This window comes from Streptomyces sp. NP160 (assembly GCF_006335115.1).
Lineage (GTDB): Bacteria > Actinomycetota > Actinomycetes > Actinomycetales > Quadrisphaeraceae > Quadrisphaera.
In genome coordinates, this window is the sequence record NZ_VDMJ01000015.1 from 189,014 (window position 1) to 211,101 (window position 22,088).

20 protein-coding genes are annotated in these 22,088 nt (G+C 75.8%); 13 read left to right on the top strand and 7 right to left on the bottom strand.

The features are described 5' to 3' along the window. Positions 1-71 precede the first annotated feature (71 nt). Entirely contained in the window at positions 72-1,967 is a 1,896-nt protein-coding gene (lepA, locus tag FHN55_RS09845; protein WP_373995717.1) for a translation elongation factor 4, read from the top strand. Between the two features lies 1 nt (position 1,968). Here the strand turns inward: lepA and FHN55_RS09850 are convergent, their stop codons facing one another. Then, on the bottom strand, positions 1,969-2,517 hold the full coding sequence (locus FHN55_RS09850) for a GNAT family N-acetyltransferase (protein WP_180357739.1): 549 nt from the start codon (positions 2,515-2,517) through the stop codon (positions 1,969-1,971). 67 nt (positions 2,518-2,584) lie between these two features. Between FHN55_RS09850 and FHN55_RS09855 the strand changes: the two genes are divergently transcribed. Further along, on the top strand, positions 2,585-3,232 hold the full coding sequence (locus FHN55_RS09855) for an MOSC domain-containing protein (protein ID WP_139712114.1): 648 nt from the start codon (positions 2,585-2,587) through the stop codon (positions 3,230-3,232). 3 nt (positions 3,233-3,235) lie between these two features. On the opposite strand, the gene FHN55_RS24125 is transcribed toward FHN55_RS09855, so the two are convergent. Further along, the gene (locus FHN55_RS24125; protein WP_139712115.1) at positions 3,236-3,802 is read right to left on the bottom strand and encodes a GNAT family N-acetyltransferase; all 567 of its coding nucleotides are present in this window, start codon (positions 3,800-3,802) and stop codon (positions 3,236-3,238) included. Between the two features lie 132 nt (positions 3,803-3,934). Here FHN55_RS24125 and hemW point away from each other — a divergent pair, with 132 nt between their 5' ends. Then, positions 3,935-5,251 carry a radical SAM family heme chaperone HemW gene (gene hemW / locus FHN55_RS09865; RefSeq protein ID WP_139712116.1) on the top strand — a complete coding sequence of 439 codons (1,317 nt, stop codon included), beginning with the start codon at positions 3,935-3,937 and terminating at the stop codon, positions 5,249-5,251. Here the strand turns inward: hemW and FHN55_RS09870 are convergent. Both FHN55_RS09870 and FHN55_RS09875 read right to left on the bottom strand, forming a co-directional pair. Next, positions 5,229-5,870 (bottom strand): DUF4870 domain-containing protein, encoded by a 642-nt coding sequence (locus FHN55_RS09870; protein WP_139712117.1) that lies wholly within the window; start codon positions 5,868-5,870, stop codon positions 5,229-5,231. The two genes, hemW and FHN55_RS09870, sit on opposite strands and share 23 nt — an antisense overlap. Positions 5,871-6,000: 130 nt before the next feature. Next, the gene (locus FHN55_RS09875; RefSeq protein WP_257570853.1) at positions 6,001-6,825 is read right to left on the bottom strand and encodes a DUF3097 domain-containing protein; all 825 of its coding nucleotides are present in this window, start codon (positions 6,823-6,825) and stop codon (positions 6,001-6,003) included. A 311-nt stretch (positions 6,826-7,136) separates the two neighbouring features. On the opposite strand from FHN55_RS09875, the gene hrcA reads away from it, so the two are divergent. Further along, positions 7,137-8,186 (top strand): heat-inducible transcriptional repressor HrcA, encoded by a 1,050-nt coding sequence (gene hrcA, locus FHN55_RS09880; RefSeq protein WP_139712118.1) that lies wholly within the window; start codon positions 7,137-7,139, stop codon positions 8,184-8,186. 74 nt (positions 8,187-8,260) lie between these two features. Further along, the gene (dnaJ, locus tag FHN55_RS09885; RefSeq protein ID WP_139712119.1) at positions 8,261-9,391 is read left to right on the top strand and encodes a molecular chaperone DnaJ; all 1,131 of its coding nucleotides are present in this window, start codon (positions 8,261-8,263) and stop codon (positions 9,389-9,391) included. 91 nt (positions 9,392-9,482) lie between these two features. Here dnaJ and FHN55_RS09890 read toward each other — a convergent pair whose 3' ends face one another. Beyond that, positions 9,483-10,079 carry a Gmad2 immunoglobulin-like domain-containing protein gene (locus FHN55_RS09890; RefSeq protein ID WP_139712120.1) on the bottom strand — a complete coding sequence of 199 codons (597 nt, stop codon included), beginning with the start codon at positions 10,077-10,079 and terminating at the stop codon, positions 9,483-9,485. Between the two features lie 101 nt (positions 10,080-10,180). Between FHN55_RS09890 and FHN55_RS09895 the strand changes: the two genes are divergently transcribed. Beyond that, positions 10,181-10,528, top strand: a complete 348-nt coding sequence (locus FHN55_RS09895; RefSeq protein ID WP_139712121.1) for an HIT domain-containing protein — start codon at positions 10,181-10,183, stop codon at positions 10,526-10,528. Positions 10,529-10,530: 2 nt separating this feature from the next. On the opposite strand, the gene FHN55_RS09900 is transcribed toward FHN55_RS09895, so the two are convergent. Further along, a complete protein-coding gene (locus FHN55_RS09900; RefSeq protein ID WP_218974518.1) occupies positions 10,531-12,600 on the bottom strand; it encodes a glycoside hydrolase family 15 protein in 2,070 nt (689 codons plus the stop codon). Positions 12,601-12,804: 204 nt separating this feature from the next. On the opposite strand from FHN55_RS09900, the gene FHN55_RS09905 reads away from it, so the two are divergent. From FHN55_RS09905 to FHN55_RS09930, 6 genes are all read left to right on the top strand, one after another. Continuing rightward, complete coding sequence (locus FHN55_RS09905; protein WP_257570854.1) at positions 12,805-13,779, top strand: PhoH family protein; 975 nt, start codon at positions 12,805-12,807, stop codon at positions 13,777-13,779. 7 nt (positions 13,780-13,786) lie between these two features. Beyond that, positions 13,787-14,278 (top strand): rRNA maturation RNase YbeY, encoded by a 492-nt coding sequence (gene ybeY, locus FHN55_RS09910; RefSeq protein ID WP_139712123.1) that lies wholly within the window; start codon positions 13,787-13,789, stop codon positions 14,276-14,278. 7 nt (positions 14,279-14,285) lie between these two features. Beyond that, positions 14,286-15,749 (top strand): hemolysin family protein, encoded by a 1,464-nt coding sequence (locus tag FHN55_RS09915; RefSeq protein WP_180357740.1) that lies wholly within the window; start codon positions 14,286-14,288, stop codon positions 15,747-15,749. After that, positions 15,739-16,710: a GTPase Era gene (era, locus tag FHN55_RS09920; RefSeq protein ID WP_139712124.1), complete on the top strand. Its 972-nt coding sequence runs from the start codon at positions 15,739-15,741 to the stop codon at positions 16,708-16,710. Before FHN55_RS09915 ends, era begins: the two co-directional genes overlap by 11 nt. Positions 16,711-16,879: 169 nt before the next feature. After that, entirely contained in the window at positions 16,880-18,643 is a 1,764-nt protein-coding gene (leuA, locus tag FHN55_RS09925; protein WP_139712125.1) for a 2-isopropylmalate synthase, read from the top strand. A 112-nt stretch (positions 18,644-18,755) separates the two neighbouring features. Next, entirely contained in the window at positions 18,756-20,363 is a 1,608-nt protein-coding gene (locus FHN55_RS09930; RefSeq protein ID WP_139712126.1) for a diguanylate cyclase, read from the top strand. 9 nt (positions 20,364-20,372) lie between these two features. Here the strand turns inward: FHN55_RS09930 and FHN55_RS09935 are convergent, their stop codons facing one another. Continuing rightward, on the bottom strand, positions 20,373-21,221 hold the full coding sequence (locus FHN55_RS09935; protein WP_139712127.1) for a tryptophan-rich sensory protein: 849 nt from the start codon (positions 21,219-21,221) through the stop codon (positions 20,373-20,375). Positions 21,222-21,265: 44 nt separating this feature from the next. Between FHN55_RS09935 and recO the strand changes: the two genes are divergently transcribed. Next, positions 21,266-22,009, top strand: coding sequence for a DNA repair protein RecO (gene recO, locus FHN55_RS09940; RefSeq protein WP_139712128.1), 744 nt, complete (start codon positions 21,266-21,268; stop codon positions 22,007-22,009). Positions 22,010-22,088: the final 79 nt, after the last annotated feature.

Below are 22,088 nucleotides of genomic sequence, written 5' to 3' on the forward strand. Positions count from 1 at the left end.
TGCCGCGCGCCGGCGGCCCGGGCGCCGGGCGTCGAGCCCGGCGGGGCTCCACTGCATGGGAGCATGGGCCGGTGCCAGCGTCCCCCACGTCGTCGTCCGCCGGGCTGGCGGGCATCCAGCCCGCGTCCACGGCGCCGGAGCGCCTCCGCAACTTCTGCATCATCGCCCACATCGACCACGGCAAGTCGACCCTGGCCGACCGCATGCTGCAGATCACCGGCATCGTCGACGACCGCGCGATGCGCGCCCAGTACCTCGACCGCATGGACATCGAGCGCGAGCGCGGCATCACCATCAAGAGCCAGGCCGTGCGCATGCCGTGGGCGCCCCGCACGGGCGCGCTCGAGGGGCAGGCCCACGCGCTCAACATGATCGACACCCCGGGCCACGTGGACTTCACCTACGAGGTGTCCCGCTCCCTGGCCGCCTGCGAGGGCGCGGTGCTGCTGGTCGACGCCGCCCAGGGGATCGAGGCCCAGACCCTGGCCAACCTCTACCTGGCGATGGAGAACGACCTCGCCATCGTCCCGGTCCTCAACAAGATCGACCTGCCCGCTGCGCAGCCCGAGCGCTACGCGGAGGAGCTGGCAGGTCTCGTGGGCGGCGACCCCGCCGACGTCCTGCGGGTCTCCGGCAAGACCGGCGTGGGCGTGGAGGCGCTGCTCGACAGGATCGTCGACGTCGTCCCCGCCCCCGTGGGGGACCCGGACGCCCCGGCCCGCGCGATGATCTTCGACTCCGTCTACGACACCTACCGCGGCGTGGTCACCTACGTGCGCGTGGTGGACGGGGTGCTGCGCCCCCGCGAGCGGATCGCCATGATGTCGACCCGCGCCCAGCACGACCTGCTCGAGATCGGCGTCTCCAGCCCCGAGCCGACCCCGTCCGAGGGCCTCGGCGTGGGCGAGGTGGGCTACCTCATCACCGGCGTGAAGGACGTGCGCCAGAGCCGCGTCGGTGACACCGTCACCTCCGCCGCCCGCCAGGCCGCCGAGCCGGTGGGCGCCTACGAGGACCCCAAGCCCATGGTGTTCTCGGGCCTGTTCCCCATCGACGGGTCCGACTACCCCCTGCTGCGCGACGCGCTCGACAAGCTCAAGCTCAACGACGCCGCCCTGGCGTACGAGCCGGAGACGTCGGTGGCGCTCGGGTTCGGGTTCCGCTGCGGCTTCCTCGGGCTGCTGCACCTGGAGATCACCCGCGACCGCCTGGAGCGGGAGTTCGGGCTGGACCTCATCTCCACCGCGCCGTCGGTGGTCTACGAGGTCACCCTCGACGACGGCCGCGAGGTCACCGTCACCAACCCCAGCGAGTACCCCGCGGGCAAGGTCTCCGGGGTCCGCGAGCCCGTGGTCAAGGCCACCGTGCTGACGCCGTCCGACTACATCGGCACGGTCATGGAGCTGTGCCAGCAGCGCCGCGGCGAGCTGCAGGGCATGGACTACCTCTCCGAGGACCGCGTGGAGATGCGCTACCGCCTGCCCATGGCGGAGATCGTCTTCGACTTCTTCGACGCCCTGAAGTCGCGCACCCGCGGCTACGCGTCCTTCGACTACGACGTCGACGGCGACCAGGCCGCCGACCTCGTCAAGGTCGACATCCTCTTGCAGGGCGAGCAGGTCGACGCCTTCAGCGCCATCGTCCACAAGGACAAGGCCTACTCCTACGGCGTGATGATGGCGAGCAAGCTGCGCGAGCTCATCCCGCGCCAGCAGTTCGAGGTGCCCGTGCAGGCCGCGATCGGCGCCCGGGTCATCGCCCGCGAGACCGTGCGCGCCATCCGCAAGGACGTCCTCGCCAAGTGCTACGGCGGTGACATCACCCGCAAGCGCAAGCTGCTGGAGAAGCAGAAGGAGGGCAAGAAGCGCATGAAGATGGTCGGCCGCGTGGAGGTCCCCCAGGAGGCGTTCATCGCCGCGCTCTCCACCGACGCGCCCACCGGCAAGGACGCCGCCGCCAAGAAGTGAGTCAGCGGGTGGCCGGACCGCAGCGGGCCGTCATCGCGCGCTGCGGTCCGGCGTCGCCCCCGAGGTACCGCCCGACGTCGGCGAACCCCGCTCGCCCGTAGGCCCGCAGGCCCGGGGCGTTCCGCTCGTTGACCGTCAGGACGACGACGCGCGCCGCCGGCGCGACCACCGGTGCGAGCGCCACCGCCGCGCGGGCGGCCGCGGTGCCGTGGCCCCGGCCCTGGTGGTCGGCGCCGACGACGAAGGAGCGCAGCAGCACCGCGGTGGCCGGGTCCTCGCCGGAGGCCGCGAGCAGCTCGGCCAGCTCGGGGTCCTGGTCGGAGGCTGCCGCGCCGGCGTGCAGGACGCCGGCGCCGACCACCCCGCCGTCGTCGTCGTCCTCGCCGCTGAGGACGACGAACGGCGTGCGCGCGGGGTCGGCGAGGGCGAGCGGGAAGGACTCCGCGGGAGCCTTGGCGAAGCGCTGCTGCTCCTCGCCGGTCCGCAGCTGCAGCGCCGCGGCGAGCAGCGCGTCGTCGTCGGGCCCGACCACGACGAGGCGCACCACCACGCCGCCATCCTGCTCGGTCCCGACGGGGCGTGCCCCGGGAGCCGTCGCCCCGGCATGATCGGGCGCCGTGGGAACCCTGATCGCCGTCTGCCGCGTCCACCAGCTGCTGCCCGACGCCGGGACGGTCGGCACCACGGCCATCGACAAGCGACCCGTCGAGGGGCCGGTGAGGGTGCGGGCGCTCGGTGCCTACGGCGACGTCCAGGCGGACCGGTACGACCACGGCGGCCGCGACAAGGCGCTGTACGCGTACGCGCAGGAGGCCGCCGACCGGTGGGTGGCCGAGCTGGAGCGCGAGGTCCCGCCGGGGCTGTTCGGGGAGAACCTGCGCACGGCCGGCGTCGACGTGGACGGCGCGGAGGTCGGGGAGCGCTGGCGCATCGGCACCGGTGACGACGCCCTCGAGGTGGAGGTCACGATGCCCCGCACGCCGTGCGCGACCTTCGCCCGGCGGATGGGGGAGGAGCGCTGGGTGAGGCGCTTCACCCGGTCCGGCGCACCGGGCGCCTACCTGCGGGTGCTGCGGCCGGGGACGGTCAGCGCCGGGGACCCCGTGGAGGTCCTGTCGCGGCCGGGACACGGCGTGGGGGTCGGGCGGTGGCTGGTGCACGCCGACCCCGTCGACGCGCGGACGCTGCTCGCGTGCGCCGTCGACGGCGGCGTGGACCTGGCACCCGACATGCGCGAGGTGGTGGAGGCGGTCGCCCGCCGCTGAGGCTCAGCGGGGCTGCAGCGCCGCCACCATGACCACCTGCGGGTCGGCGGCCTGCGCCATCCACCGCGCGCCGCTGTCGGCGAAGCCCGCCCGGGCGTACGCCGTCCGCGCGGCGGTGTTCGACTCGTGCACGCACAGCACCAGCAGCTGCGCCTCCGGCTCCAGCGCGTGGGCCAGCGCCCTCGCGCGGCGCGCAGCCGCCGTGCCGTAGCCGCGGCCCTGGTGGGGACGTCCGACGTAGAAGGCGCGCAGCAGCAGACCGCGCGCGGGCTCGTCGAGGAGGTGCTCGAGCTGCCCGTGCCGGTCGAGCGTGCCGAACCCGACCACCCGCTCACCCCCGCTGGCTCCCTCGGGGCCGTCGAGCGCGGCCATCACGGCGAACGGCACCCGCAGCGGGTCGGCGCTGGCCGGCGGGTACGTCATCGACGCCGGCAGGCAGTAGCGGTCCTGCCCGTGCCCGGGCTTGAGGGCGAGCACGGAGGCGAGCAGCCGCGGGTCGCTGGCCTCGGACAGGACCTCGAGCCGCACGGCAGGCAGGGGCCGCCTCGCGCCCGCAGCTGCTGCACCCACGCCCCCATCCCAGCACCCGCCCGCCGCGCGCACTCAGGCACCCGAGTGCGACACCGGGGGCTCCGGAGCAGCACTGGGGCGCCCGAGTGCGACGGGAGGAGCTGGTCCGGGCGGGTGCGACGATGGACGGCGATGAGCCCCGCCCTGCCCGACGGCGACCCCGCCCCGCCCGACGGGCTGCTCCCCGCCTCCGCCGCCGCCGGTGCGGCTGCCCGTGACCTCGGCGTCTACCTGCACGTGCCGTTCTGCCGGGTGCGCTGCGGCTACTGCGACTTCAACACCTACACCGCCGCCGAGCTCGGCCCGCCCGAGCTGCCCGGCGCGTCCCAGGCCGGCTACGCCGGCGCGCTGGTGGAGGAGGTGGCGCTCGCGGCCCGCGTGCTGGACGCCTCGGGCCTGCCCCGCCGCGAGGTCTCCACCGTCTTCGTCGGCGGCGGCACGCCCACGCTGCTGCCCGCCGCCGACCTCGCCCGCGGCCTGGACGCCGTGCGCGAGCACCTCGGGCTGGCCGCCGGCGCCGAGGTGACGACCGAGGCCAACCCCGACTCCGTCACGCCCGCCTCGCTCGCCGAGCTGGCAGCGGCCGGCTACACGCGCGTCAGCTTCGGCATGCAGTCGGCGGTGCCGCACGTCCTCGCCGTCCTCGAGCGCACCCACGACCCGGCCCGGGTCCCGCAGGCCGTCCGCTGGGCGCGCGAGGCGGGCCTGGCCGTCAGCCTCGACCTCATCTACGGCGCGCCGGGGGAGTCCCTCGACGACTGGCGCGCCAGCCTCGACGCCGCGCTCGCCTGCGAGCCCGACCACCTCTCCGCCTACGCCCTCGTGGTGGAGGACGGCACGGCCATGGCCGCCCGCGTGCGCCGCGGCGAGCTGCCCGCCCCCGACCCCGACGACGAGGCCGCCCAGTACGAGCTGGCCGACGCTGTCCTGCGCGACGCCGGCTACAGCTGGTACGAGGTGAGCAACTGGGCGCGCACCCCCGCCGACGCCTGCCGCCACAACGTCGCCTACTGGCGCGGCCAGGACTGGTGGGGCGCCGGCCCGGGCGCGCACAGCCACGTCGGCGGCGTGCGCTGGTGGAACGCCAAGCACCCCGCGGCGTGGGCCCGCCGGCTCGCGGCCGGGACCAGCCCCGCGGTCGGCCGGGAGGTCCTCGACGACGACGCGCGTGCCGTCGAGGCCGTGCTCCTCGGCGTCCGCCTGGCCGAGGGGCTGCCGACCTCGCTCGTGCCGGGCGCCGGGCTCGCGCAGGTGTCGCGCCTCGTGGCCGACGGCCTGCTGGAACCCCCCGCAGCCGACGCCGCACGCAGCGGCGCCCCCGACACCGACCAGCCGCGGCTGCGGCTGACGCTGCGGGGGCGCCTGCTGGCCGACGCCGTCGTCCGCGCCCTCCTGGGGTGGGAGGGGCAGGACGACGCCACCGGCGTCACCTCACGAGCCGCCAGTTGACCGGGTACCGGTAGTCGACGCCCTGGTTGGCCTTGACCGCGGCGATGATCACGAAGACCAGGGCGACGACGCCGAGGGGCAGGTAGAGCAGCGCCCCCAGGCCGAAGGTGATCAGCGTGACGACGCCGAGCGCGAGGGCGACGACGTTCACGAGGATCTGGAAGTCGAGGGCCTCGGCGGACTGGCTCCGGACGAACTGGCCGCGGTCCTTGAGCACCAGGTAGATGACCAGCGGGCCGACGAAGGTCAGCCCGATGAGCGAGCTCGCGATCGAGGAGACGTGCGCCAGGCACGCCCACAGGCGCTGGTCCTGCGGCGACATCTCGCCGCGGGGCTGGCCGTAGCTCTGCTGGTAGCCCTGCTGGTAGCCCTGCTGGTAGCCCTGCTGGTAGCCCTGCTGCCCGTACGGCTGCTGCTGGCCGTAGGGGGGCTGCTGCCCGTACGGCTGCTGGCCGTAGGAGGGCTGCTGGCCGTACGACGGCGCCTGCTGCCCGGGGCCGGGCTGCTCCCCCGAGGACTGCTGGCCGTAGCCGGCCCCGTACTGCCCGTACTGCGGCGGCTGGGCCCCTCCGGGCTGCTGGTCGGGCTGGTCGGACGGCCGGCCGTGCTGCTCGGACACTTCTCCTCCTCAGGGCCCGGGGCTGTCCGCGGTCCCGCCCCCAGCGTCTCGGAAACGCGGGCGCGGCACCAGCGCCACACGCCTGGACGGCGGTCCTCGTCGTCGTCCCCGGCAGAGGGCCGAGAGGACGTCAGCGGTCGAGCTGGTCCCCGGTGACGAAGTCGATGAGCTCCTCCACCCGCCCGGACAGCGTCGGCTCCAGGTCGGCGATGGTCCGCACGGTCCCCAGCACCCGCTGCCACCCGCGGGCGACGTCGGCGGGCGTGTCCCGCGGCCAGCCCAGGGCCTCGAGCACGCCCTCCTTCCACGGGCGCCCGCGCGGCACCACGGGCCACGCGTCCAGCCCGAGCCGCGCCGGGCGCACCGCCTGCCACACGTCCACGTAGGGGTGGCCCACCACCAGCACGTGGTCGGCGGCGCCCGGCGCTGCGCGCAGCGCGTCGGCCACCAGCCGGGTCTCCTTCGACCCGGTCACCAGGTGGTCGACGAGCACCCCGACGCGCCGGCCGGGACCGGGTCGGAACTCCGCCACGGCCGCCGCGAGGTGGTCCACGCCCTGCAGGCCCTCGACCACCACGCCCTCGACGCGCAGGTCGTCGCCCCAGACCTTCTCCACGAGCTCGGCGTCGTGCTTGCCCTCCACCCAGATGCGGGACCCGCGGGCCACGCGGGCGCGGGCGCCCTCCACGGCGAAGGAGCCGCTGGCGGTGCGGCCCGGCCGCAGCGGCGCGGCTCCCGACGCGGTGCGCGCGGCCGGCGGCGGGGCCACCGGCGGCACCAGCCTGACCGGCTGGCCCTCCTCGAGGAACCCGGGGCCGAGGGGGAAGCTGCGGGTGCGGCCCTTCCAGTCCTCCAGGACCACCACGTGCACGCCGCCGGCCTTCTCCACGCGCACCACGGCGCCGCTCCAGCCGGTCTCGACGTCCTCCACGACCAGACCGACGGCCGCGGGCACCTCGCGGCTGGCGGTGCGGGCGCGGCGGCGGCCGGTGGTGGGGTCGGTGACGGTGTCGCCGCGGCGCAGCGGCTCGCGGGCGCCCCAGCCGCCGTACAGCCCGGAGGAGGACGACGGCGCCGGCGGCGCGGACCGCGGTGCGGAGGAGGGCCGCCGCGGGGGTGTCGGGGGAGTCGGCACCCGATCGACGCTACCTGCGGCTCCGGCCGGACGGCGTAGGATTGGCACTCCGCGCTGCTGAGTGCCAGAGGCCGTGCCGGCCCCCGCAGCGCCCGGACCAGAGCGTCGTCGACAGCAGGGAGGGACGCACCGTGACCGAGCCCCGGCGCCTCGCCGTCCTGCGGGCCATCGTCGAGGACTACGTGGCCACCCAGGAGCCCGTCGGCTCGAAGGCGCTGGTGGAGCGGCACGCCCTCGGCGTCTCCCCGGCCACCATCCGCAACGACATGGCCGCGCTGGAGGAGGAGGGGCTCATCGCCCAGCCCCACACCAGCGCCGGGCGGGTCCCCACCGACAAGGGCTACCGCGCCTTCGTCGACGGGCTGCCGGCCGTCCGCCCGCTGTCCCCGGCGGAGCGGCGCGCCATCGACAGGCTGCTCGGCGAGGGCGGCCAGCCGGTCGACCTCGACGACGTGCTCGAGCGCACGGTCCGGGCGCTCGCGCAGCTGACGCACCAGGTCGCCGTCATCCAGTACCCGTCCCTGGCCCGCGCCCGGGTGCGGCACGTGGAGCTGGTGCAGCTGGCCCCGCGGCGCCTCGTGCTGGTGCTCATCACCGACAGCGGCCGCGTGGAGCAGCGCTCGGTGGAGGTGCCCCCGGAGGCCCCCGAGGTGGCCGCCGACCTCGTCACCGAGCTGCGGGGGCGCCTCAACGCCGCCACCGCCAGCCGCCGCTCCGACGAGGCCGTGACGGCGCTCGACGGCGTGGTCTCCACCGTCTCGGCGGCCCGCCCGGAGGACGCCGCCGCGGCGGTCGCCGTGGTCGCTGCGCTCCGCTCCGCGCTGGACGCCACCCGCGAGGAGCGGATGGTGCTGGCCGGCACCGCCAACCTCGTGCGCAGCGCGGGCGGGTTCTCCGCGTCCGTCGCCCCCGTCCTCGAGGCCATCGAGGAGCAGGTGGTGGTGCTGCGCCTGCTCGCGGAGATGGCGGACGACCCGGCCAGCGGCGTCTCGGTGCGCATCGGCCGGGAGATCGTGCACAGCGGCCTGTCCGACGCCGCCGTCGTCGCCTCCGGCTACGGCTCGGGCGGCGAGGTGGTGGCCCGCCTGGGCATCCTGGGTCCGACGCGCATGGACTACCCCACCTCGATCGCCGCGGTCCGCGCCGTGGCCCGCTACCTCAGCAAGGTCCTGGCGCGGTGACCCGCCCCGTCACGCCTGCCGCGCCCGCCCTGCTGCACCGACCCACCTGCCCACTCCCCAGGAGCGTCTGACCCGTGCCGACCGACCACTACGCCGCCCTGGGCGTGCCGCGCGACGCGAGCACCGAGGACGTCAAGAAGGCCTACCGCAAGCTGGCGCGCCAGCTGCACCCCGACGTCAACCCCGACGCCGGGGAGCGCTTCAAGGAGGTCTCGGCCGCCTACGAGGTGCTGAGCAACCCCGACAAGCGCCGCGTCTACGACGCGACCGGCAGCTCCGGCGGCGGGTTCGGCGGCGGCGGCTTCCCGGGCGGCGCGCAGGCCTTCGACCTGGGCGACCTGTTCGGCACCTTCTTCGGAGGAGGGGGCGGCGCCTCCCGCGGCCCGGTGCCCCGCGCGCAGCCGGGCCAGGACGCGCTGATCCGCCTGGAGGTGGACCTCGCCGAGGCCGTCTTCGGCGCCGAGCGCGAGATCACGGTCGACACCGCCGTGGTCTGCCCGACCTGCGGCGGCAACTGCGCCCAGCCGGGCACCCAGGTCCGCACCTGCGACGTCTGCCACGGCCAGGGGCAGGTGCAGCGCGCCGCCCGGTCGCTGCTGGGACAGGTGCTCACCACCTCCCCGTGCCCCGCCTGCGGCGGCTACGGCACCACCATCCCCGACCCCTGCAACGAGTGCGCCGGTGACGGCCGCGTGCGCCGCCGCCGCACGCTGACCATCCGCGTGCCCGCCGGCGTCGACACCGGCACGCGCATCCAGCTGTCCGGCCAGGGCGAGGTGGGCCCCGGAGGCGGCCCCGCCGGCGACCTCTACGTGGAGGTGGTCCAGCGCCCGCACGACCTGTTCACCCGCCGCGGCGAGGACCTCCACGCCACCCTGCCGGTCCCGATGACCGCCGCGGCGCTCGGCACGGTGCTCGAGATGGAGACCCTCGACGGCCTGCGCGAGGTGGAGGTCCGCCCCGGCACCCAGCCCGCCGAGGTGGTCACCCTGCGCGGCCTGGGCGCGGCGCGCCTGCGCTCCGGCGGCCGCGGCGACCTGCACGTCCACGTGGACGTGCAGGTGCCCAAGGGCCTCGACGACGAGCAGGCCGAGCTGCTGCGCCAGCTGGCGAAGCTGCGCGGCGAGGAGCGCCCCGAGGGGCGGCTCTCACCCGCCTCCGGCGGGGTGTTCTCCCGCCTCAAGCGCGGCTTCTCCGGCCGCTGAGCCGCCGGACGCTGTTGACGGCTGACCGCGGTCACCTCCGGAGGTGACCGCGGTCACCCGCGGGGGAGGGGGGACGGACCGGCAGCCGGCCTCAGCGGACGGTGAAGGTGACCTTCGCGGCGGTGGACGGGACGCCGCCCTCGCCGGCGGACTCGTCCGGGACCCAGACCTCTGCGGTGCACGGCGTGCACGTGCCCGCCTGCACCGTCTGCGGGATGGAGAAGTCGCCGACCTCGCCGTTGGCGCCGGCGTCCGCGTAGCCGTCCGACAGCACCGTGCCGTCGGCCTGCGTGATCCGGTACAGCAGGGTGCCCTCGGGGGCCGACCCCTGGCCGACGACCCCCATCGGTCCGGCCGGGAGGGTCTCGCCCTCGACGGGCGCGGTGATGACCACGGACTGCGACGCCCCCGTCCCGGTGGCCGCGGGGCCGGGGGCGGTGGCGGCGGTCCCGCTCGCCGTCGAGCTGGCGCTCGCGGTGGCGGAGGAGGACGACGACGAGGCGCCCGCGCTGGCCCCGCTGCTGCTGGTGCCGGCGCTGACCGGGTCCGTGGCCGGCTGGGGGCCTCCGCACCCGGACAGGAGCAGGACCACGAGGGCGGCGACCGGCGCGGCCGCGCCGACGGTCAGGCGGGCTGCCGCCCGGGCGGGCGTGCGGAGCGCGTGCTGGGGCCGGGGCTCGTCTGCCATGCCCCGTTCCTACCCCGCCGGGTGCCGCGCCCGGGCCCGAACGCGCCGACCGCCCTCACCGGGTGGCCCGGTCGTCGTCCACGGGTCGGTACGGTCGGCCGGTGGCCCAGGACCCCGACTGCATCTTCTGCCGGATCGCCTCCGGCGACGTGCCGGCCGACGTGGTGGCGCGCACCGAGCGCGTCGTCGCCTTCCGCGACCTCGACCCGCAGGCCCCGCTGCACGTCCTGGTGGTGCCGGTCGACCACCACCGCGACGTCCCGGCGCTCGCCGCCGCCGCCCCGGAGGTGCTCGCCGAGCTGACCGCGACCGCCGCGGGCGTCGCCGCCGAGCTCGGCGACGGCCAGTTCCGCTTCGTCTTCAACACCGGCGCCGGGGTCGGCCAGAGCGTCTTCCACGTCCACGGCCACGTCCTCGGCGGACGGCCCATGGGCTGGCCGCCCGGCTGAGGTCAGCGCCCCTGGTGCTCGTGGACGGTGATGGCGGCGTTGACGAGCGCGAGGTGGCTCAGCGCCTGCGGCAGGTTGCCCAGCCAGGCGCCGGTGGCCGGGTCGACCATCTCCGCCAGCACCCCCACGTCGTTGAGCACCGGCGTCGGCCCGTCGACCAGCTGCTCCATGAGCGCGCGGGCCTCCTCGCCCCGGCCGCACAGCTGCAGCGCGGAGACCATCCAGAACGAGCACGCGACGAAGGAGCCCTCCTCGGCCGCGGCGCCCGTGTACCGGTACAGGTGCGGCCCGTGGCCCAGCTCGCGGCGCAGAGCGTCCAGGGTGGAGCTCATGCGCTCCCCGCGGTCGAAGCCGCTGACCGCGTGCAGCAGCACCGAGGCGTCGAGCCTGTCCGTGCCGGGGTACCAGGTGTAGGCGCCCAGCTCCGGCGACCAGCAGTGCTCGGCCACCCACTCCCGGACCAGCTCGGCCTCCGACCGCCAGCGGGCGGGGTCGCCGGGCACCTGCCCCAGCTCGGCGAGGTGGACGGCGTGGGTCAGCGCCTGCCAGCACCCCATCTTGCTGCTCGTGTAGTGGCGGGCCGTGTGCAGCTCCCACATGCCGGCGTCGGGCTGGCGCCACCGGTCGCAGGCGACGTCGGCGGTGGAGGCGAGCAGCCGGCCGGTCTCCGCGTCGAGCGCCCCTCCGCCGTCCACGTAGAGCCGCAGGATGCTGAAGAGGTCGCCGTAGACGCCCAGCTGCAGCTGCGACGAGGCGGCGTTGCCGCGCACCACCGGACCCGCGCCGCGCCACCCGGGCGCCTGCACCTCCTCGACGTCCCCGCGGGGGACCTCGCCCGAGAGGGCGTAGAAGACGTCCGGGGCGGTGCCGCGCTCGCGGATGGTGCGCAGCAGCCAGCTCACGGCCGCGTGCGGCTCCTCGCGCAGCCCGAAGCGCATCATGGCCTCGAGGGCGTAGGTGGAGTCGCGCACCCAGGCGAACCGGTAGTCCCAGCACTTCCCGCCGGCCGGGTCCTCGGGCAGCGACGTGGTCGCCGCGGCGGCCATCGCCCCGCTGGGCGCGTGCAGCAGCAGCTTGAGCACCATGACGCTGCGCCGCACCGCGGCCTCCCAGGGCCCGTCCCAGGAGACGGTCCGCGAGTACGCGCGCCAGTTGTCCGCCGTCCTGTCGATCCCCGCGTCCACCGCCGCGCCCGAGGGCATCCACAGCGGCTCGGCGGCGGTCGCCACGAGCCCGAGCACCGACCGCGAGCCGGCGGTGACCTCCAGGTCGACGCGCACCTCCCGCTCGGTGTCGGTGCGGTGCAGCTCCGCCGGCCGCCGCGGGTCCGGGCCGGGGTCGAGCACCTCGGCCACCACGGCCATGGTCAGCCCGTCCACCCGCAGCAGCGCCCCGGCGGAGGACTGCTGGACCCACGGCCCGGCGGTCCCCAGGCACGTGCCGGGGCGCACCACGGCCCTCATCCGCACCCGCCCCTCGAGACCCTCGACCCGCCGGCCCAGCTCGGCCCACGGCAGCCGGCCCGCCACGCCCGTGCTGAGCGCGTCGGTCACCCGGACGCTCCCGCTGGCCGTGGTGTACGTCGAGGCCAGCACGTTGGTGTGCGGCACGTGCTCGCGCGAGGCCGTGAAGGGCTCCACGGGGCTCAGCTCCACGCAGCCGCCGTCGCCCGGGTCGAGCAGGGCGGCGAAGGGAGGGGTGGCGTCCAGGTCGGGCAGGGGCAGCCAGTCGACCTGCCCGTCGCGCGCCACGAGGGCCACGGTCCTGCCGTCGCCCACGGCCGCGTAGGTGCGCAGGTCGGCCCAGCCGTGGTCGTCCCGCTCCAGCACCGGGGAGGGGTCGGGCGCGCCGCCGCCGGTCCACACCACCGGAGGGACGCCCCGGTGCGAGCCGGGGACGGGAGCGCGCAGGGCCTCGTCGGCGCGCAGGCGGTCGGACGCGGCGCCGGCGGGGTGGTCCGCAGCGGAGCCGGTCGGGGAGGACGCGTCGGTGGTGGTGTCGGTGGTTTCGATGACGACGACGCTAGGTGGGTCGCACCCGACGCGCCTCGTGGAGCGCCCCGCCGCGCTCACGACCGGCCGGCTGTCGCCGCGCGGCGCTACCCTTGACCTCGATCGGCCCCGGTCAGGGGCCCGGCCAGCAGGAGACCGGGGCGGCCCGCCCCTCCCATGCCCGACTCCACACCGCCCGCCGGCCCCGCGTCCGCTCCGGGAGCGCGCCCCGCAGGCAGCCAGTCCGCCGTCGTCCACACCATCGTCGTGCCGCCCGAGGTGCCCATGGTGGCCCTGCTCGGCACCCGAGACGAGCTGCTGCGCACCGTCGAGCGGGCCTTCCCCCGCGCCGACGTCCACGTCCGCGGCAACGAGGTGACCGTCACCGGCAACCCGGCCGACGTCGCCCTCGTCGAGCGCCTCCTCGACGAGATGACCGCCGTCGTGCGCACCGGGCAGCAGCTCACCGCCGACGCCGTCGAGCGCTCGCTGGGGATGCTGCGCGCCCAGACCGCAGAGCGCCCCGCCGACGTGCTCACCATGAACATCCTGTCCGGCCGCGGGCGCTCCATCCGGCCCAAGACGCTCGGGCAGAAGCGCTACGTCGACGCCATCGACAGCCACACCATCGTCTTCGGCATCGGCCCGGCCGGCACCGGCAAGACCTACCTCGCCATGGCCAAGGCCGTGCAGGCGCTGCAGGCCAAGCAGGTCAACCGCATCATCCTCACCCGCCCCGCCGTCGAGGCGGGGGAGCGGCTGGGGTTCCTGCCCGGGTCGCTCACGGACAAGATCGACCCGTACCTGCGCCCCCTGTACGACGCCCTGCACGACATGCTCGACCCCGACTCCATCCCGCGGCTCATGGCCGCCGGGACCATCGAGGTGGCGCCGCTGGCCTTCATGCGCGGGCGGAGCCTGAACGACTCCTTCGTCGTCCTCGACGAGGCGCAGAACACCAGCCCCGAGCAGATGAAGATGTTCCTCACCCGCCTCGGGTTCGACTCCAAGATGGTCATCACCGGTGACTCCACCCAGGTCGACCTGCCCGCGGGCACCCAGTCGGGCCTGCGCGTGGTCGAGTCGATCCTGTCGGGCATCGAGGACATCCACTTCTCGCGGCTCACCAGCCTCGACGTGGTCAGGCACCGCCTCGTCGGGGAGATCGTCGACGCCTACGGGCGCTGGGACGAGGAGCACCAGCAGCCGGCGCCCGCGGCGCGCGGCCAGCAGGGCCGCCGCACCGGGGGACCCCGGTGACCGCCCGATGAGCGTCGAGGTGGTCGACGAGTCGGGGTTCACCGACCCGTCCGGCACCGGCGGTCCCGGCGTCTCGGTGGACGAGGTCTCCGAGCTCGCGCGCTTCGTGCTGTCCGAGATGCACGTGCACCCCGCCGCCGACCTGTCGGTGATCCTCGTGGACACCACGGCGATGACGGCCCTGCACGAGCAGTGGATGGACGAGCCCGGGCCCACCGACGTCCTCAGCTTCCCCATGGACGAGCTGCGCCCCGGCAGCGAGGACGAGCCCAGCCCGCCCGGGCTCCTCGGCGACGTGGTGGTCTGCCCCGAGGTGGCCGCGCGCCAGGCGCGCGAGTCCGGCCACTCCACCGCCGAGGAGGTGCTGCTGCTCGTCACCCACGGCTGCCTGCACCTGCTCGGGTTCGACCACGCCGAGCCCGACGAGGAGCGCGAGATGTTCGCGCTCCAGCGCCGGCTGCTGCTGACGTTCCTGTCACGCCGCACCCAGCCTTCGTGACGCCGTCGTGACACCCGTCCCCGACGCCTCGCTGCCGTGGCTGGCGGTCGCCGCGGTGCTCGGGCTGGTGCTGGCCGGCTACCTCGCCGCGGCCGAGGCGGCGCTGTCGCGCCTGACCCGCGCGGAGGCCCAGCGCCTGGCCGCCGACGGGCGCCGCGGCGCCCCCGCGGTGCTGGCGCTCGTGGCCGACCCGGTGCCGGCGCTGTCGGTGGCCACGCTCGTGCGCGTCACCTTCGAGGCCCTCGCCACCGTGTGCGCCGCGCTGGCCTCCGCCGCGCTGTTCTCGCAGTGGTGGGCCGGCCTGCTCACGGCCGTCGTCATGGGCGGGGTGGTCTTCACGCTGCTCGGCGTGAGCCCCCGCACGGTGGGGCGCCAGAACCCGGAGCGGATGGCGCTGCGCTCGGCGGGGCAGCTGCGCGCGCTCACCGCGGCCCTCGGCCCGCTGGCCCGCGGCCTGGTGGCGCTGGCCAACGCCGTCACCCCGGGGCGCGGCTACCGCGACGGCCCGTTCTCCACCGAGGGCGAGCTGCGCGAGCTGGTCGACCGGGCCAGCGAGTCGGCCATCATCGAGGCCGGCGAGCGCGAGATGATCCACTCCGTCTTCGAGCTGGGCGACACCATCGTGCGCGAGGTGATGAGCCCGCGCACCGACATGGTGACCGTCGGGGAGGACGCCGGGCCCGGTGAGGCGCTCGACCTCTTCCTGGCCTCGGGCCACTCCCGCCTGCCCGTGGTGGGGTCCACGGTCGACGACGTGCTCGGCGTGCTGCACCTCAAGGACGTGGTCCGGGTGCTGCACGACAGGCCCGTGCGCCGCCGGGGCGCCACGACCCGCGCCCGAGACCTGGCGCGCCGGCCGGTCTTCGTCCCCGAGACCAAGCAGGTCGACGCGCTGCTGCGGGAGATGCAGGGCGCCTCGCTGCACCTGGCGCTCGTCATCGACGAGTACGGGGGCGTGGCGGGGCTGGTGACCCTGGAGGACCTCCTGGAGGAGATCGTCGGGGAGATCACCGACGAGACCGACACCGAGACCCCCGACGTGGTGCCCCTGGGGGACGGCGGCTTCCGGGTCAGCGCCCGCCTCCACGTGGAGGACCTGGGCGACCTGTTCGGCCTCGAGATCGACGAGGACGAGGTCGACTCCACCGGCGGCCTGCTGGCCAAGGCCCTCGGCACCGTCCCGGCGGAGGGCGACCAGGCCGAGGTGGCGGGGCTGCACCTGCTCGCCGACGAGGTGGACGGGCACCGCATCACCACCGTGGTGGTCCACCGCGCCGAGGAGCCCGACCCGGGCGAGGACGACGACGACGGCGAGCGCGACCGGGAGCGCGAGCGCGAGCGCGACGAGAAGGCAGAGCGCAAGCGGGAGAAGCGCGAGCGCAAGGAGCGCGAGCGCCGCCAGGCCGAGGAGGAGCGCGAGCGCGCTCCGGAGCAGCAGCAGGAGCAGGAGCTGGTCAGCGGTGAGTCCTGAGAGCGGACCGACGGGCGCGGCGGAGGTCGGGGACGAGCACCGCTCGGGCTTCGCCTGCCTGGTGGGCCGGCCCAACGCCGGCAAGTCGACGCTGACCAACGCGCTGGTGGGCGAGAAGGTGGCCATCACCTCCTCGCGCCCGCAGACCACGCGGCACACCGTGCGCGGCGTGGTCCACCGGCCCGACGCCCAGCTGGTGCTGGTGGACACGCCGGGCCTGCACCGCCCCCGCACCCTCCTGGGGCAGCGCCTCAACGACCTCGTGCTCGGCACGCTGGCCGAGGTCGACGTCATCGCCCTCTGCCTGCCCGCTGACGAGCGCACCGGTCCCGGCGACCGCTGGATCGCCGCGCAGCTGGCCGAGGTGCGCCGCACACCCGTCGTCGCCGTCGTCACCAAGACCGACAAGGTCGACCGGGCGCGGCTGGCGGAGCGGCTGGTCGAGGTGGCCGCCCTCGGCGACGAGGTGAGCAGGGCGGGGAGCTCCCTGTTCGCCGACGTGGTGCCCGTCTCGGCCACCGGCGACTTCCAGGTGGACGCCGTGACCGGCGTCCTGTGCTCGCACCTGCCCCCTGGCCCGCCGCTGTACCCCGAGGGCGAGCTCACCGACGAGCCGGAGGCGGTCATGGTGGCCGAGCTGGTCCGCGAGGCCGCGCTGGAGGGCGTGCGCGACGAGCTGCCGCACAGCCTGGCCGTGGTGGTCGACGAGATGGCCCCGCGCCTGGACGAGGACGGGCAGCCGACCGGCCTGGTCGAGGTGCACGTCCTCCTCTACGTGGAGCGCGACAGCCAGAAGGGCATCGTCATCGGCCGGGGCGGGGCCCGCCTGAAGGAGGTCGGGACCAGCGCCCGCCAGGGCATCGAGGCGCTGCTCGGCACGCGGGTGCACCTCGACCTGCGGGTCAAGGTGGCCAAGGACTGGCAGCGCGACCCCCGCCAGCTGGCGCGCCTCGGGTTCTGAGCGAGGTCCCGGCCGCGCTAGGGTGGTCGCGATGTTCGCGGTGAGCCTCCTCCTCGGCTGCCGCGACGAGGTCTCGCAGCCCTAGGTCGGCTCCCTCGTCGCGGAGTCCCGTCCTGCCGGCCGCCCCCACGGGGCTGCTCGTCGCAGCCCGGACCCCAGGAGCACTGACATGCGCAACACCCAGCAGCCGTCGCCGATGGCCGCACACCGCTACCCGCCGTTCGCCTTCGGCGTGGACCTGCCCGACCGCACCTGGCCGGGCCGCCGCATCGAGACCGCGCCCCGCTGGTGCGCCGTGGACCTGCGCGACGGCAACCAGGCCCTCATCGACCCGATGGGCCACGACCGCAAGCTGCGGATGTGGGACCTGCTGGTCTCGATCGGCTACAAGGAGATCGAGGTCGGGTTCCCCTCGGCCTCCCAGACCGACTTCGACTTCGTGCGGTTCCTCATCGAGACCGGCCGCATCCCCGACGACGTCACCATCCAGGTGCTGACCCAGGCGCGCGAGCACCTCATCGAGCGCACCTACGAGGCCATCCGCGGCGCGAAGACCGCGATCGTCCACCTGTACAACTCCACCTCGGCGCTGCAGCGCGACGTGGTCTTCGGCATGGACCGCGACGGCATCGTCGACCTGGCGCTGCAGGGCGCCCGGCTGTGCAAGAAGTTCGAGGAGGGCCTGGGCGACGGGCCGGACGCCACGCGGGTGTTCTACGAGTACTCCCCGGAGAGCTACACCGGCACCGAGCTCGACTTCGCCGCGCGCATCTGCAACGAGGTCATCGACGTCTTCGACCCCACCCCCGAGCGCAAGGTGATCATCAACCTGCCCTCCACGGTGGAGATGAGCACGCCGGACCTGTACGCCGACTCGATCGAGTGGATGATCCGCAACATCCGCCGCCGCGACGAGGTCATCATCTCCCTGCACCCCCACAACGACCGCGGCACGGCCGTGGCCGCCGCGGAGCTGGGCCTCAAGGCCGGGGCGGACCGCGTGGAGGGCTGCCTGTTCGGCAACGGCGAGCGCACCGGCAACGTCGACCTGGTCACCCTGGCGCTGAACCTGGTCGTGCAGGGCGTGGACCCGCAGGTCGACTACCGCGACGTCGACGGCGTGCGCCGCGCCGCCGAGCACTGCAACCAGATCGCGGTGCACGAGCGCCACCCCTACGCGGGTGACCTCGTCTACACCGCCTTCTCCGGCTCCCACCAGGACGCCATCAAGAAGGGCTTCGACAAGATGGCCTCCCGCGCGGCAGCGGCCGGCCTCGCCGTCGACGAGGCCGAGTGGGCCGTGCCGTACCTGCCGATCGACCCCCGCGACGTGGGCCGCTCCTACGAGGCCGTCATCCGGGTCAACAGCCAGTCCGGCAAGGGCGGCGTGGCCTACCTCATGCGCACCGAGCACTCCCTGGACCTGCCGCGCCGCCTGCAGGTGGAGTTCTCCCAGGTGGTGCAGGCCCGCACCGACGCCGAGGGCGGCGAGGTGACCGCCGCCCAGCTGTGGGAGGCCTTCGCCGACGAGTACCTGCCGGCCGCCGAGAGCGGGGCGTCGAGCCCGGCGTGGGGCAGGTTCGCGCTGCGTGGCCTGCGCACCGACTCCTCCGCCTCCCGCGAGGGCGGCGCCGGCGGCGTCGACAGCATCGAGGTCGACCTCCTCGTCGACGGCGAGCAGCGCACCGCCACCGGCGCGGGCAACGGCCCGATCTCCGCCTTCGTCGCGGCGCTGGCCCAGCAGGGCACCGCGGTGGCCGTGCGCGACTACGTCGAGCACGCCCTGGGCGCCGGCGGTGACGCCACTGCCGCCGCGTACGTGGAGTGCGAGGTGGGCGGGCGCGTGCTGTGGGGCGTCGGCATCGACGCCAACACCACGGTCGCCTCGCTCAAGGCGGTCGTCTCCGCGGTCAACCGCGCCGCGCGGGGCTGACGCCGAGCACCGGGACGCAGGCGGGCGGCCGCCGGGGCTCAAGTCCCGGAGGCCGCCTGCCGAGACCCAGGGCACGGGGGAGTGCGGGGGCGCTCGGCCGGGGGAGGTCGACGTGGCTGCTGGAGCGCTCGTGGTGCACGGGCTGCCCGGTCCCTTCCACGCCGTGGTCGAGGACGCCGGAGACCTCCTGGACGCGTGCGACTTCGCCGCCTGCACGGCACGCTGCGAGGCGGCGCTCCCCTGGGTCGAGGCGCTGGGGGACCGCAGCACCGGTCGCTACCTGCGCTACGTCGCGGCGCTCGCGCTGGTCGAGCTCGCCGAGCTGGGACGCGCCGGCGACCTGCTCGAGGACCTGCTCGGGGTCCCCGCCGGCCAGGACCCGCTGTGGCGCGCCAAGGCGCTGGCCCTGGCTGCGGAGGTGGCCTTCACCGGCGGGCGCCCGGGGCGCGGCGTCGAGCACCTCGCCGAGGCCCTCGACCTGCTGGACGCCACCGGGTCGCGGCACGTCAACCGGCTCTCGGCCACCATGGCCTGCGGCCTGGCCCTGCAGGCGGCCGGTGCCCACCCCGAGGCCGAGGTGCTGCTGCGCCGGGTGCTGGCCGACGTCCCGGGCACCCCCGGCGTCAGCGAGCTCAACGTGCTGCCCGAGCTGGTGCTGCTCGTGGCCGAGCGGGCCGCCGGCGCCGAGCTGCGCGGGGAGCGGGCCGAGGCCGACCGCCAGTGGCGCGGGGTGCTGGAGCTGTCCCTGCGCTGGCGCCGCTGCGGCGCCGCGCAGGACGAGCCCTCGCACGTCCTGCGCTCGACGGCGGCAGAGGCGCTGGCCTGGCAGCGGCTGGGGGACCACGCCGCGGCGAGCGCCGCGGCCGCGGGCACCGGGCTGCTGGGTGAGGCCCGCTCCGGGGCGCTCACGGGTCGTGTGGAGGGCGTCATGGCGCGCCTGCACCTGGCCGGTGAGGCCAGGTACCGCGGTGACGCCGTGATCGCGCGCACCCACCTCGACGAGGCGCTCGCCGAGACCCGCCGCACCGAGCCGGGCGTGTGGGCCTTCACCGCCCTGGCGGCCCTGGCGGAGCTGGACGCCGAGGAGCGGCGCGGCCGCCACGGCGGTGGCGCGCGCCCTGACCGCTGGCAGGAGCTGGCGCAGGCGCTGCTGGTGCGCACGGCGGCGAGCAGCCGCGCCCTGGTCTCGGAGCTGGAGGCCCGCCGCCGCGCCCGTCGCGCCGCCGCCGCCCACGACGCCGCCGCCCTGGCCGTCCTCACCGACGCCCTGACCGGGGTGGCCAACCGGCGCGGCCTGGACGAGGCGCTGGCGGCGGCCGCCGCGGAGGGCGCGCAGGTCGCCGCGTGCTTCGTGGACGTGGACAGGTTCAAGGACGTCAACGACGGCTTCTCGCACGAGGTGGGTGACGAGGTGCTGCGCCGGGTCGCCGCGCTGCTGGTGGAGGTGACCCGGGGCCAGGACCTCGTGGCCCGCTACGGCGGGGACGAGTTCGTCGTGCTCAGCGCCCACCCCCGCGACCTGGCGGCGCTGGGGCAGCGGGTGGTCGACGAGGTGGGCTCCCTGCCGTGGGCGCAGGTCGCCCCGGGCCTGCGGGTGACCGTGTCGGTGGGCGTGACGGGCCCGATGCCCGCCCGCGCGGTCCTCTCGTCCGCCGACGCGGCGATGCTCGACGCCAAGCGGCGGGGCCGATCGCGCGCCGTGGTGCGCCGCGCCTCCTGACCCGGCCCGTCAGGCGGCGGTGGGCCGCACCCCGCGGGCGCGGACCACGAGCGGCGCGGCCAGCACGAGCACGGCGGCGACGACGGCGACCACCGACACCACGGGCGCCTCCGGCTGACCGGACCAGCGGCCCACGGCGATCCACGCCAGGCCCCACGCCAGCGACAGGGCGGGTGCCACCCGGCCCTGCCCGCCCGCGGCGAGCAGCCAGCCGACCCCCGCCGCCACCAGGAGGACGACGACGGCGAGCGAGGTCGCGAGCGCACCCGTGACCGGCAGGCCGTTCGCGGCCAGCGCGGCGGCGGCGTTGGCCACCGTGGCGATGCTGACCCACCCGAGGTAGAGCCCGACCACGCCGTCGAGGAGCACCAGCTGCAGCGGTGGCGCCGACCGGGCGTCGCCGCGGCGCGTCGAGGCCGTGGGGCGCAGCCGCACGAATGCCACGACCAGCACGGCCAGCAGGGCGAGGATCGCGACCAGCGAGCCGAGCACCGACCCCGCCTGGACCACGAGGACCCAGGCGGCGTTGAGCAGCAGCGACGCGACCACCCACCACCCGGTGGCCCGCTGGCGCGCGTCGTGGCGCTGGGAGGGCAGCAGCTGGTGCACGGCCAGCGCGAGGAGCCCGGCGTAGATGACCGACCAGATGCCGAACGCGGGGCCGGCGGGCGCCACCAGCGTGGCGCTGGCCGACAGCGCGCCGCCCGCGGCCTCGGCGATGGGGGTGCCCACGACGGCGCCCGAGCCGAGGAAGCCACCCACGAGGGCGACGACCGCGCTCAGGGCCACCGCGGTCGTCCGCGCGGTGTCGGAGGAGTGCTGGCGGTCGCTGACGAGGTGGCCCGCGCTGCTGGACATGCGATCACGCTAGGTCTGTCGGAGCCGTGCGGCACGATGAGCGCGTGCGCACGTACCGGGACGAGGCCGTGGTCCTGCGCACCCACAAGCTGGGCGAGGCGGACCGGATCGTCACGCTGCTGACGCGCCACCACGGGCGCGTGCGGGCCGTCGGCAAGGGCGTGCGCCGCACGTCGAGCCGCTTCGGGGCCCGCCTGGAGCCGTACATGCTGCTCGACGTGCAGCTGCACGTGGGCCGCTCCCTCGACGTCGTCACCCAGGTGGAGACGCTCGCGCCGTACGGCAGGTTCCTCGCGGAGGACTACGCCCGCTGGACCGCCGCGGCGGCCATCGCCGAGACCGCCGAGCGGATGACGAGCGAGGAGCGCGAGCCGGCCACGCAGCAGTTCCTGCTCGTGGTGGGGGCGCTGCGGACCCTCGCCGGCGGCCAGCACGACGCCTCGCTCGTCCTGGACGCCTACCTGCTGCGGGCCATGGCCGTGGCCGGCTGGGGCGCGAGCCTCGCCGCGTGTGCGGTGTGCGGAGACCCGAGCGCCGCCACCGTCGACCACCCCGCCTTCGCCGTGGCCTCCGGCGGCGTGGTGTGCCGCGAGTGCCGCCCCCCGGGCGCCGCTGCCCCCGACGTGCGGACCCTGGCGCTGCTGCAGCAGCTGCTCTCGGGAGACTGGGACCGTGCCGACGCCTCCGAGGTGCGCCAGCGCCGGGAGGGCAGCGGCCTGGTGGCCGCCTACCTGCAGTGGCACCTGGAGCGGGCGGTGCGGTCGCTGCCCCTGGTCGAGAGGGCGTGAGCGCGTGGCCCGGGCAGTGGTGTCCAGAGCACAGGCCGTGAGGGGCGTCGAGGGGAGCAGCCGGTGAGGGGCCGCCGTC

Coding starts and splice junctions, on each gene's coding strand:
- hemW (WP_139712116.1), top strand. CDS start 3,935: ATGAGCCCCGCCCTGCCCGACGGCGACCCCGCCCCGCCCGACGGGCTG.
- FHN55_RS09890 (WP_139712120.1), bottom strand. CDS start 10,079: ATGGCAGACGAGCCCCGGCCCCAGCACGCGCTCCGCACGCCCGCCCGG.
- FHN55_RS09905 (WP_257570854.1), top strand. CDS start 12,805: ATGGTGGCCCTGCTCGGCACCCGAGACGAGCTGCTGCGCACCGTCGAG.
- ybeY (WP_139712123.1), top strand. CDS start 13,787: ATGAGCGTCGAGGTGGTCGACGAGTCGGGGTTCACCGACCCGTCCGGC.
- leuA (WP_139712125.1), top strand. CDS start 16,880: ATGCGCAACACCCAGCAGCCGTCGCCGATGGCCGCACACCGCTACCCG.
- FHN55_RS09935 (WP_139712127.1), bottom strand. CDS start 21,221: ATGTCCAGCAGCGCGGGCCACCTCGTCAGCGACCGCCAGCACTCCTCC.